At 65.4% G+C, this 12326-nt stretch carries 10 protein-coding genes; 9 read left to right on the plus strand and 1 reads right to left on the minus strand.

Annotation, left to right across the window (positions count from 1 at the left end; all coding sequences use genetic code 11):
• Positions 1 to 64 precede the first annotated feature (64 nt).
• Positions 65 to 1195, minus strand: coding sequence for a hybrid-cluster NAD(P)-dependent oxidoreductase (locus tag DCN14_RS33245; RefSeq protein ID WP_096506027.1), 1131 nt, complete (start codon positions 1193 to 1195; stop codon positions 65 to 67).
• Positions 1196 to 1854: 659 nt separating this feature from the next.
• On the opposite strand from DCN14_RS33245, the gene DCN14_RS33250 reads away from it, so the two are divergent.
• From DCN14_RS33250 to DCN14_RS33290, 9 genes are all read left to right on the plus strand, one after another.
• The gene (locus DCN14_RS33250; RefSeq protein WP_096506029.1) at positions 1855 to 2580 is read left to right on the plus strand and encodes a GntR family transcriptional regulator; all 726 of its coding nucleotides are present in this window, start codon (positions 1855 to 1857) and stop codon (positions 2578 to 2580) included.
• Between the two features lie 60 nt (positions 2581 to 2640).
• Positions 2641 to 4140 carry an aldehyde dehydrogenase gene (locus tag DCN14_RS33255; protein WP_096506031.1) on the plus strand — a complete coding sequence of 500 codons (1500 nt, stop codon included), beginning with the start codon at positions 2641 to 2643 and terminating at the stop codon, positions 4138 to 4140.
• A 4-nt stretch (positions 4141 to 4144) separates the two neighbouring features.
• Complete coding sequence (locus DCN14_RS33260; RefSeq protein WP_096506033.1) at positions 4145 to 5038, plus strand: dihydrodipicolinate synthase family protein; 894 nt, start codon at positions 4145 to 4147, stop codon at positions 5036 to 5038.
• Between the two features lie 17 nt (positions 5039 to 5055).
• The gene (locus DCN14_RS33265) at positions 5056 to 6381 is read left to right on the plus strand and encodes an FAD-binding oxidoreductase (RefSeq protein WP_096506035.1); all 1326 of its coding nucleotides are present in this window, start codon (positions 5056 to 5058) and stop codon (positions 6379 to 6381) included.
• Between the two features lie 67 nt (positions 6382 to 6448).
• Positions 6449 to 7336: a proline/glycine betaine ABC transporter permease gene (locus DCN14_RS33270; protein WP_096506037.1), complete on the plus strand. Its 888-nt coding sequence runs from the start codon at positions 6449 to 6451 to the stop codon at positions 7334 to 7336.
• Positions 7329 to 8441: a glycine betaine/L-proline ABC transporter ATP-binding protein gene (locus DCN14_RS33275; protein ID WP_096506039.1), complete on the plus strand. Its 1113-nt coding sequence runs from the start codon at positions 7329 to 7331 to the stop codon at positions 8439 to 8441. The genes DCN14_RS33270 and DCN14_RS33275 overlap by 8 nt, the downstream gene beginning before the upstream one ends.
• A 207-nt stretch (positions 8442 to 8648) precedes the next feature.
• A complete protein-coding gene (locus DCN14_RS33280; protein WP_096506041.1) occupies positions 8649 to 9650 on the plus strand; it encodes a glycine betaine ABC transporter substrate-binding protein in 1002 nt (333 codons plus the stop codon).
• A 154-nt stretch (positions 9651 to 9804) separates the two neighbouring features.
• Positions 9805 to 10722 carry a LysR substrate-binding domain-containing protein gene (locus DCN14_RS33285; protein WP_096506123.1) on the plus strand — a complete coding sequence of 306 codons (918 nt, stop codon included), beginning with the start codon at positions 9805 to 9807 and terminating at the stop codon, positions 10720 to 10722.
• Positions 10723 to 11060: 338 nt separating this feature from the next.
• A complete protein-coding gene (locus DCN14_RS33290) occupies positions 11061 to 12317 on the plus strand; it encodes an aromatic ring-hydroxylating dioxygenase subunit alpha (protein WP_096506125.1) in 1257 nt (418 codons plus the stop codon).
• Positions 12318 to 12326: the final 9 nt, after the last annotated feature.

Raw genomic sequence — 12326 nt, forward strand, 5'->3', positions numbered from 1 at the left:
ATCTGTGATTGGGACTCCTTCGAAATGGCCTGAGATCGTGCCGCGCGCGGTTGCCGACGGATGACTACAGTTCCAGAACGAGGTCCGACGTCGGGCGGCTGCAGCACAGCAGCCGGAAACCCTTCTGGACTTCCCGCTCGCGAATCCCGCCGTTGTGCTGCATGTCGACCGTGCCTTCGAGCACCTTGGTCTTGCAGGTGCCGCAGATGCCCTGGCTGCACGACGACGGGATTGCGACACCGGCCTTTCTCGCGGCGGACAACACGGTGTCGGTCGCGTTCATCGTGAACGTCTTCGACGAGCGCGACAGCTTGATCGTGAAGGTTTCCGACGGCGCTTCGGCGGCGGGTGCGGCAGGTTCCGGCGCGACGCCGGCGCTGATGTCGAAGCTCTCCTGGTGATAGCGCGCCGGGTCGTGTCCGCCGGTGCGCAACACGTCGCGCACCGCGTTCATGTAGCCGGCCGGGCCGCAGGTGAACGCTTCGCGCTCGGCGTAGTCGGGCACCTGCTCGGCAAGCAGTGGCAGGCTGAGCCGGCCGATCGATCCCGGCCAGTGCGTTTCATCGCCGACGCCTTCGCAGACGAAGAACGTGCGAAGGCGCGGCGACAGCGCCTGGAGCCGCTGCAGCTCCGTGCGGAACACGATGTCGTTGGGGGTGCGCGCGCTGTGCACGAACACGATGTCTAGGTCGAGCCCGAGGTCGATGCTCGCGCGCGTCATCGACATCAGCGGTGTCACGCCCGAGCCGGCGGACAAGTACAGCAGTTTGGCCGCGGGCGCCGCCGTCGGCGTGAAGCTGCCCGACGGGCCGTACGCCAGCAGCTGGCTGCCCGGTTTCATGGTGTCGTGCAGCCAGTTCGACATGACGCCGCCGGGGACGCGCTTGACCGTGATCGACAGCAGATAGGGGCGCGTCGGCGGCGACGAGATCGTGTAGCAGCGCTCGACCGACTGACCGTGGACGTTCGCCGATACCGTCATGAACTGGCCGGGTTCGAAGCGCACCGGCGCGCCGTCGCCCACGCGGAACGCGAAGCTCTTGACGTCGTGCGTCTCGTCGACGACGCGGCAGCAGGTCAGGACCTGCTGTTCGCCGCTCGCCCAGGTTCTTCCGGTGCTGTCCCACGTGCCGGGATGGGAGAGACGGTCGTGTGCTTCGTGTGCGGGGTCGAACAGGGTGTTGACGGAGTTCATGGCATCGCTTCCTTGGGGCGCGTCGCACGCTCGGCGTGCATGCTGTCGTTCGCGAAAGCCCGGGCTTCGATGGCGGGGCGGCATCGCGCCTCGCGCCGATGTCTCGCTCCATGCCGGATTGCCTTCGCTGTGCGCCGAGTATTGGCGTGCACTAAAACAGCGTCAATGCGCTTTATTTTCCGAGCGCCATTACTTTAGGTTATGCGTCGCGCGCACCCGCGCGGACAGCGTCTCGGCGCGAACGAGCGGGATGGCGCGGTGGCGGATGGCGTTCGAAACGGCGCGGCGCGAACCGGCGGGCGCCGGCGATGCTACGCGCTCACCGTCGCTGCGGGCCGCAGGCGCCGCAATCGGGACGTCGATGCGTTCCCGATGCGGGCCCGAGCGCCATCGCTACCCGGTTCCTCTCTTTCTGCCCTGTCGTGCCGGCCGAATCGGGCGTCGCGCTGCGGCCGTTCCACTAACATCTGCATTTGGACGGATGCGGCTCCTTGCCCGGGCGGCTTCGGCAGCGAAAAAGCCGCCCATCGATCGTGTCCTGTCAGGCCTTTTCCGAAGCCAGTAGGGACGCTCGCGCATCCGCAGTTTCCCTTATTAGACACATTGAAGTCTTGACGAATACAATTTGTATACAGACGATGCATGCAACAGGAGAGCACATGAAGCCCAATCTCGTGGAAGCCGAGCGTGAAGATGCGCAGTCGCCGGCGCTGGATCGCAAGGCGGTTCTGGCGCAGACGCTTCGCCACCGGATCCTCAGCATGGAGCTCCAGCCGGGCGCGACGCTGGACGAGGTGGCGCTCGGCGAGGAATTCGGGCTGTCGCGTCCGCCGGTACGCGAATTGATGCGGCAGATGGCGGCGGAGGGCTACATCGAGCTGGAGGCCAATCGCGCCGCGCGGGTTGCGTCGATGAACTACGACTCGCTGCGCAACTATTTCCTGGCCGCACCGATGATTTACGTCGGAACGACCAAGCTGGCCGCGATGCATGCGACCCCGGCGGAAATCGACGGGCTGAAGCGGATCCAGGAGCGGTTTCGTACGGCGGTGGAGACGGGCACGGTGGACGAGCGGGTGTTGCAGAACGACGAGTTCCATCTCGCGATCGGCAAGATGGCGCACAACCCGTACCTGCTGCCGAGCCTGTGCCGCTTGCTGATCGATCATGCGCGGCTCGCGAAGACGTTCTACCAGCCGCGCGACGAGAAGATGGAAGCGGAGCTCGTCGAGGCGATCGAGCAGCACGACGCGATCATCGACGCCATCGAGCGCCGCGATGCGCAGGCGGCCGGCGAGATCGTGAGCGCGCACGTGTATCTGGCGCGCAGAAACATGGCGTCGTACGTGGCGCCCGAAGGCGTGGACGTATCGCTTGATTTTTAGTAGCACGAACCGGGCGGCTGGTTCGGTTCCTCATGAAACCCGTGTCGATGAGAGACTGATATGACTGAGTTGCTGTCCACGAGCGAGTATCGACGTATCGCTCGCGAATTGAACCTGCCGGGCCGCGTCGTGATCGACGGCGAAGCCCGCACGGCGCGCTCGGGCGACACGTTCGCCACGATCAACCCGGCAACCGGCGAGCATCTCGCCGACGTGCCGGCGTGCGCGAAGGAGGACGTCGATGTCGCGGTCGCCGCCGCGCGCGCCGCGTTCGACGATGGCCGCTGGTCGAAGCTGCATCCGGCCGCCCGCAAGCACGCGCTTCTCCGCCTGGCGGACCTCGTTGAACGGCATGCGCTCGAGCTGTCGGTGATGGAGAGTCTCGACAGCGGCAAGACGATCTTCGACTGCCAGACGGTCGACATTCCGGAAACGGTCAACGTGCTTCGCTGGCACGCGGAAGCGATCGACAAGATCTACGACCAGGTGTCGCCGGCCTCCGACGGCCATATCTCGATGATCGTGCGCGAACCGGTCGGCGTCGTCGGCCTCGTGCTGCCGTGGAATTTCCCGTTGCTGATGCTCGCGTGGAAAATCGGCCCGTCGCTCGCAGCCGGTTGCACGTTGGTCGTGAAGCCTGCCGAGGAAACGTCGCTCACGACGATGCGGGTCGCCGAGCTCGCGCTCGAGGCCGGCATTCCGGCCGGCGTGTTCAACGTCGTGACGGGCACGGGCCCCGCGGTCGGCGAGCCGATCGGCCGCCATCGCGACATCGACATGGTGTCGTTCACCGGGTCCACCGACACCGGCCGGCGCTTCCTGTCGTATTCGGCCGAGAGCAACCTGAAGGAAGTCGTGCTCGAGATGGGCGGGAAGAACCCGTGCGTCGTGATGCCCGACGTGACCGACCTCGACGCGGTGGCGGGCCACATCGTCAACGGCGCGTTCTGGAACATGGGCGAGAACTGCTCGGCCATTTCGAGGCTGATCGTGCATCGCGACATCAAGGCGGCGCTGCTCGAGAAGATCACGACGCTCGCCGACGAATGGCGGGTGGGTGACCCCCTCGATCCCGCGCACCGGATCGGGCCGCTCGTGTCGCAACAGCATTACGAGAAGGTGCAGTCCTACCTGTCCGGCGACTACACCGTGTTGTATGGCGGCCAGACGAGCGAAGGCCGCTACGTCCACCCGACCATCATCGACGTGGCGAACAACGACGCGAAGCACGCACGCGAGGAAATTTTCGGGCCGATCCTGTCCGTCATCACGGTGGACGGCATGCAGGAAGCGATCGACATCGCGAACGACACCGACTACGGCCTTGCCGCGTCGGTATTCGCCGGCAACGGCAAACGCGCGCTGCGCGCCGCGCGTGCGATTCGCGCCGGCACGGTGACGGTGAATGCATTCGGCGAAGGCGACATCACGACCCCGTTCGGCGGTTTCAAGCAGTCGGGTTTCGGCGGACGCGACAACTCGCTGCACGCACACGATCAATACACGCAGCTCAAGACCCTCTGGGTCGACCTGAACGACAACGAAACGGACGAGGCATAACGACATGAAAGACTTCGCTTTCCCTGGCATCAATCTGGCAATCAGTACTCCTTTCGATGAAAGCGGCAAACCCGATCATGCCCGACTGGAGCAACTGATCGAGCGCTATCTCGCGGTCGGCATCAAGGGCTTCGTGCTGAGCTCCGGCACCGGGATGCACGTCTATCTGTCGAAGGAGGAATCGAAGGCGCTGGTCGCGTTCGGTGCGAAGGTCATCAACGGCCGCGCTCGCATCATCGCGCAAACGTCGGCGCTGCTGGTCGACGATGTCGTCGAGCGCACGCGTCATGCGGCCGATTGCGGGGCGGACGGCGTGATGGTGCTGCCGCCGTTTTTCGAGGGGCCGACCGACGACGACGGCGTGTTCGAATTCTATGCGTCGGTCGCGCGCGCCGGACTGCCGATCATCGGCTACAACGTGCCGCAGGCGGTCGGCGTCGAGATCACGCCGTCGCTGCTGCGCCGGCTGTGCGAAATTCCCGAGTTCCTCGCCGTGAAGGACAGCAGCGGCGATCTCGCGAAGCAAGCGGCGCTGGTGCGCACGGGGCTGCCGATGATGAACGGCGCGGACCCGCTCGTGCCGTATGCGATGTATGCCGGTGTCAGCGGCCTGATCTGGGGTGGCGCGAACTTCGCGCCGAAGACGTGCCTGGAACTCGTCGCGGCCGCGCAGGAACATCGCTGGGACGACGCCCGCGAAACCTGGCGACTGCTGGAGCCCGCGATGTCGCTGATCTGGGAAGGCGACTACGTGCAGTCGGTCTACGCGGCGGCCGAACTGACCGGCTATGGCGCAGGCAATCCGCGTCGCCCGCTGTCGCGCGTGTCCGCGGCGAAGCGCGACGCGCTGCACGGCGCACTTGGCGCGCTCGTCGAGCGCGAGCGGCAGGCCGTGTAAGGAACGGGTGAACCATCATGTTCGTAGCGAGCAAACTCCCGCAGCATCTCGGCAAGTCCGGCTGGGTCGAGATGCTGCCCCCGCGGGCGCCGCGCGCGCCGCTCACCGCCACGGTGAACGCCGACATCGCGATCATCGGCGGCGGCTTCGCGGGGCTGTCCGCGGCCCGGCGCCTGTCGCAACTCGATCCCGGCCTCAAGGTGGTTGTGCTGGAGGCCGGTGAGGTCGCCGAAGGTGCGACCGGGCGCAATTCCGGCTTCATCATCGACCTGCCGCACGAGGTGTCGTCCGAAGACTACGGCGGGTCGGACAGCGACGCGCGGCGACACGACATCCAGGTGCACCGGATGGCGATCGCACTGGCCCGCGACCTGGCGCTGGAAAAAGGCTGGGGCAAGGACGTGTTCGATCCGTGCGGCAAGTACAACGTCGCGATGGGACCGCAAGGTGACAAGCACGTCTCCTCTTATGCGGTCCAGCTTAATAAGGCCAACGAACCATATCGTCTGCTCAATGCAAGAGAGATCGCGGCGGTCACGGGAACCAAGTCGTTCACGTCTGCGATCTTCACGCCCGGCACCGTGATGATCCAGCCGGCTGCGTACGTCCGCGGCCTCGCCGACTCGTTCCGCGATCCGGTGACGCTCTTCGAGAATACACCCGCACTGTCGATGGAGCGGCAGGGCGCGGCGTGGCGCATCAAGACGCCGAACGGCGCCGTCAACGCCGGCAAGATCATCCTGGCGAACAACGGGCATGCGCAGAGTTTCGGCCTCCTTCCGGGTGTGCTGCTGCATGTCTACACGTACGCATCGATGTCGAAGGCATTCGATCCGTCGCAACTCGGTGGCGAACGTTCGTGGGCCGCGACACCGGCGTTTCCGATGGGCACCACGGTTCGCCGTGTTCGGGGCGACGACGGCGACCGGATCCTGATCCGCTCGCGCTACACGTACAACCCGCGGCTGCAGGTGACCGAAGGCGCGATCGCACGCGCCGGCCGCGTCCACGACCGCAAGTTCGACGCACGCTTCCCGATGCTCAAGGGGTTGCCGATGCAGTACCGCTGGGCGGGCGCGATGGCGCTGACGTGGAACGGCGTGCCGGCGTTCGGTGAAATCGAGCCCGGCATCTTCGCGGCGATCGCATGTAACGGCGTCGGCGCGACCAAGGCGACGGCGTCGGGCATCGCGGCCGCCGAGGCTGCGCTGGGGATGGATTCATGGCTGGTGCAGGTGTTCCGCGGGTTCGCGGCGCCGAAGCGGCTTCCGCCGCAGCCGTTCCTGACGATCGGCGCGACGGCGAACCTGAGCGTCAAGGAATGGTCGGCCGGCCTCGAATGAACGACAACCCTTTCGCGCCGGCGCATTCGCAGGCCGTCCGGCCGGCATCGGACTGATGGAGGATCAAATGGACTGGATACACACATTCCCGCACATGCAGGACGACGCGCTGCTGAACATGAAGCGCTCGATCGACGACGGCTTCCGTGCGTTTACCGCCGCATACGGCGATCCGATCGACGCGGCGTTCCAGCCGCTTCAGCAATTCCTGACGGCGGCCGAGCACTTCATGACGCGCACCCCGTGGCCGATCATCATGCTGCTGGTGCTCGCGGTCGCGTGGATCGCGAGCCGCAACTGGAAGATCGTCGCCGGCTGCTTCGTCACGCTGGCCGCGATCGGCTATCTCGACATGTGGGAGGACACGATGCGGACCGTGTCCATGATTTTCGTCTGCACGTTGCTGTCGATCCTCATCGGCTTGCCGATCGGGATCCTGATGGCGAAGTCGAACCGCGTGCGCAGGCTGGTCGACCCGGTGCTCGACGTGATGCAGACCATGCCGAGCTTCGTGTACCTGATTCCGGTGGTGATGCTGCTCGGCATCGGGCGCGTGCCGGGCCTCATCGCAGTCGTGATCTACGCGATTCCGCCGATGATCCGCCTGACCAATCTCGGGATCCGGCTGGTCGACGTGGACATCATCGAAGCGGCCGACGCATTCGGTTCGTCGGGCTGGCAGCGGCTCGTGAAGGTGCAGTTGCCGCTCGCGCTGCCGACCATCATGGCCGGCGTCAACCAGACCATCATGATGGCGCTCGCGATGGTGGTGGTCGCCGCGATGATCGGCGTGCAGGGGCTCGGCCAGCCGGTGCTGAAGGCCATCGCCAACCAGTACTTCACGCTCGGTATCTTCAACGGCCTCGCGATCGTCGGCATCGCCGTCATCTTCGACCGCGTCAGCCAGGCCTATGGCAAGCGGCTTCAAAAGCACCAGGAGGTGGTCCATGGCTGACATTCAATCCGGCGGCATCGAGATCCGCAGTCTGTACAAGATCTTCGGACCGAAGGCCGCGTCCCATGTCGATGCCGTGAAGAACGGCCTGTCGAAGGCAGAGCTGCTTGCGCAGACCGGCCACGTGCTGGGGCTGCGCAACATCAACCTCGACATTCCCGCCGGCTCCATCCAGGTCATCATGGGCCTGTCCGGCTCGGGCAAGTCGACGCTGATCCGCCACATCAACCGGCTGATCGACCCGACGGCCGGCGAGGTGCTGATCGGCGGCGTCGACGTCTGCCGGATGAAGCTCAAGGCGCTGCGCGAGTTCCGCCGCCGCCAGACGGCGATGGTGTTCCAGAAGTTCGCGCTGCTGCCGCATCGCAACGTGCTCGAGAACGTGATCTACGGGCTCGAAGTGTGCGGCGTCGCGCGCAACACGTCGGTCGACACGGCGATGCGATGGCTCGAACGCGTGGGCCTGAAGGGCTTCGAGCAGCGCTATCCGAACCAGTTGTCCGGCGGCATGCAGCAGCGCGTGGGGCTGGCGCGCGCACTGTCGATGGATGCACCCGTGCTGCTGATGGACGAGGCGTACTCCGCGCTCGATCCGCTGATCCGGATGGACATGCAGACGGTGCTGCTCGATCTGCAGAAGGAGATCCGCAAGACGATCGTCTTCATCACGCACGACCTCGACGAGGCGCTGCGGCTCGGCGACCAGATCGCGATCCTGCGCGACGGCAACATCGTCCAGCAGGGCACGAAACAGGACATCGTGCTGCGTCCGGCCGACGAGTACGTCACCAACTTCGTCAGGCAGGTGAATCGCGGCCGCGTGGTTTGCGTCGAGGACGTGATGGCGCCGCTGCGCGCCACCGTGCCGGCGGCGGGGATGCGCGTTGCCGCGGGCACGACGCTCGAGGGCGCGCTGTCGATGCTCACGCGCGATCCGGACTTCGATCGCCTGACGGTCGTCGGCGACGGCAACCAGCCGCTCGGCACCGTCGACCTGCGTCAACTGGCGTGTGCGCTGGCGACGCCGGAAGACGCGCACGACGTGCCGAGCATGCCGGCGGCGCACGCCCGCGCGGACGCATCCGTGGCGGTTGCGCGCGGATGAAGCCCGCCGGGATGTGCACCGGATACCGACATTCGATTCGTGGCGCCACGAGGCCGCGCACGGCCGCGTATTGCCATCCGGCCGGCGATTGAAGCAATCGCACGCGCCCGCAGTCACGCGCTCGACCGTGTTCGCATCGGGCGGACATGGAAGCGCGCGCATACCAACGCAAACCGGGGAAGGTCCGGAAACTTTGAGGAAACTGCAATGAAACTGAAATTTCTTGGCGCACTCGTGGCAGCTGGTGTTCTCGGTGGCGGCTCGCACGCCTACGCCGCCGGATGCGGACGCGTGACGATTGCGAGCATGAACTGGCAAAGCGCCGAGTTGGAAGCGGCTGTCGACAAGGCGATTCTCGGCGACGGCTACGGCTGCCAGGTGAACACCGTGATCGGCGACACCGTGCCGACCATTACGTCGATGGTCGACAAGGGCAAGCCGGACGTCGTGTCGGAAGGCGCGATTGCGTTGCTGCCCGCGATCGTGCAGCGGGGCATCGACGAAAAGAAGATCGTGATGGGCGCGAAGACCATTCAGGAGGGCGCGGTCTACGGCTGGTACATCCCGAAGTACGTCGCGGATGCGCACCCCGACATCAAGACGATTCCGGACGCGCTCAAACATCCCGAGCTGTTCCCCGATCCGGAAAATCCGGGCAAGGGCGCGATCTACAATGGCCCGCAAGGGTGGGGGATGACGGTCAATACGGCTCAACTGTTCAAGGCGTACAAGGCCCAGCAGGCCGGGTTCCGGATCGTCGATACGGGATCGGCGGCAGGGCTGGACGGATCGATGGCGAAGGCCTACGAACGGAAGCAGGCGTGGCTCGGGGTGTACTGGTCGCCGACTTCCCTTCTCGGCAAATACCAGATGGTGAAGCTCGACGCCGGCGTGCCGGTCGACCAGGCGGAGTGGAAGCGCTGCACGACGGTGGCCAGCTGTCCCGATCCGAAGCCGACGGGCTGGCCGGTCGGGCAGTTGTATACATTGATCGCCAAACCGTTCGCGGATAAAGCCAGCCCCGACGTGATGAAGTATCTGAACACGCGCAGCTTCAAGACCGCCGACCTGCAGCAGATCATGCTGTGGATGACGGCCAACCAGGCCACCGGCGAAGACGGCGCGAAGCGCTTCCTGAAGGAAAAGCAGGACGTGTGGACGAAGTGGGTGACGCCGGCTGCCGCGGAGAAGGTCAAGGCGTCGCTGTAAGCGCACACGCGGGCCGGGGATCGTCGTCGATTCCGGGCGCGTCGAACCCCGACGGGCGGATGGCATGGATTGCCGCCGCCCGTCGGTGGCGTATACGGCGCGGCGGAACGGCGGCACGGGCGACTCATACAACACGATTCACGGTGAAGCAGGCATGGACGGTGCAAAAGGTTATCGGCGGCTCATCCCTTCGTTGACGGCGCTGGTGGAGTTCGAGGCCGTCGCGCGGCTGCGCAGCTTCACGCAGGCCGCGTCCGAGCTCGGCGTCACGCAGGCCGCCGTCAGCCGGCAGATCCGGTTGCTCGAGGAACAGCTCGGCGTGCGCCTGCTCGATCGCCTGCACCGCACGACGACGCTGACCAGCGAAGGCGCGGCGCTCTATGCCGTCGTGGCCGAAGCGATGGGCAAGATCGCCGGCGTGTTCGACCGGCTGTCGACCGGGCTCGAAGACGAGGAACTGGTGCTCGCCACGACGGCGGCGTTTTCGCACTTCCGGTTGATGCCGAGCCTCGCGCGGCTCAAGGCGCTGCACCCGAACCTGCGCATCCGTCTCACGACGACGATGTTTACCGCCGATCTGCGCCATACCGAGGTGGACGCCGTGGTTCGCTGGGGCGACGGCAAGTGGAGCGACGGGAGCGCGCATCTGCTGTTCGACGAACAGGTGTTCCCGGTATGCTCGCCGGCCTGGCGCGACGAGTACGGCACGCCAGGCTCGCTCGACGAGCTCGCGAACATGACCTTCATCGAGGAAGACTCGACATCCGAGGGCTGGCTGAGCTGGGACAAGTGGTTTCGCGCCGTCGGCGCGCGCCCGGCCAAGCTCAGGTACGGCGTGCGCACCTGCCTGTATCCGGACGCGGTTCAGGCAGCATTGCTCGGGCAGGGCGTCGCGCTCGGGTGGAGCCGGTTGCTCCATGAACATCTCGCGTCGGGCGACCTGGTGCGTCTGATGGATGTCACGCTGCCGTTGAACGACGCGTATTACCTGGTCGTGCCGCACGGACGGTCGATCACGCCGACGATCCAGACGCTGATCGACCTGTTGAAGGACGACGCCGGCGTCGCGTGACGTGAGCGGGGCGCTGACCGGTGCGACCTCTGCGCATTCAGCGCCGGGCGCTTCGATTTCTTGATCATCCTTATCACTGACGCAGTTTCGCCCCCGTGGGGAACTGCTTTGTCCCGCGGCCTTCGAGTGCATTTTCTCGACGGCGCGGGATTTTTCTGCATGCGGAAGCGAGCGGGATTCGCTGCGAAAGACCGCAGCCGGCGGTCGTCATCGCCCATAATCCAATGTAATGAATCCGGGAAAATAAAGCGCATTGACGCGTTTTTCCGGCACGCCAATACTGCGGCTAACGCGGGATCGACCGAAGTCCCGCTTCCCCATCAACGTTGGAGAAGACGATGTCAGACGTTCAATTGAGACCGCTTGGCGAACTCGTGCGCAGCCGCAAGCCGGGCTGCGGGTTGCCGGGCGAAGTGTTCAGCCGCCCCGATGTGTTCGAGACGGACGTCGATATCTTTTTTCACAAGCACTGGATCGTGGTCGGCGTGACCGCGGACATCCCGGAGCCGGGCGACGTGTCGGTCGTCGATATCGGCCGGGCGTCGGTCATGATCGTGCGCGACGACGACGAAGGCATCCGCGCCTATCGCAACGTGTGCCGCCATCGTGGCGCACGCCTGAAGGAAGCGGGCAAGTCGACGGTCGGCATGCTCGTGTGCCCGTATCACCAGTGGACCTACGACCTCGACGGCAGCCTGCGCCACACCAAGCACATGGGCAAGGACTTCGACAGCACCTGCCGCAATCTGTTGCCCGTGCACGTGAAGGTGGTCGGCACGCACGTGTTCGTGTGCTTCGCGGACGAGCCGCCGGCCGACATTGCGCACCTGGAAGAAACGATGGGGCCGCGCTTCGCGCCGTACGCACTGCAGAACACGAAGATCGCGTTCGAGTCGGAGATCGTCGAGGACGGCAACTGGAAGCTCGTGATGGAGAACAACCGCGAGTGCTACCACTGCGAGGCCGGGCATCCGGAGCTGACGCAGTCGTTCCTGCCCGAATCGACCGGTTCCTGCGCGGACGACATGGACGAAGCGGCGCTGAAGGCCCAGCAAGCGTATGAGAAGCTCAATGCCGACACGCAAGCCAGCTGGGAAAGCGAAGGCTGGGTGTGCAAGGCGGTCGAGGCGCTGTCCGGCGACGTCGCGACGCATTTCCGCACCGAGCGTCTGCTGATCGCGGGTCACGGCGAATCGCAGACGATGGATACGAAGGTTGCATCGCGGAAACTGCTGGGCAATATTACGCGCCGCGATCTCGGCGATACGCACATGTGGACGCACAACTCGTGGACGCACGTGATGAGCGACCACGCGATGATCAGCTACATCATCCCGCTCACGCCGGAGAAGACGCTGGTCCGCACGAAGTGGCTCGTGCACGCCGATGCGGTGGAAGGTGTCGACTACGACCTGACGAAGCTGACCGAAGTCTGGGTCGCGACGAATGCGCAGGACGCGAGCCTGGTGGCGATCAATCATCGCGGCGCGCGGGACCCGGGGTACATCCCGGGCCCGTACTCGCCGTCCACCGAGAACTACGTCGACCAGTTCGTCGGATGGTATGCGGGACGTCTCGACGCGCACGGCATCTGACATGCGGCG

The sequence above is a fragment of the Burkholderia sp. IDO3 genome, assembly GCF_003366075.1.
Classification (GTDB): Bacteria; Pseudomonadota; Gammaproteobacteria; order Burkholderiales; family Burkholderiaceae; genus Burkholderia; species Burkholderia anthina.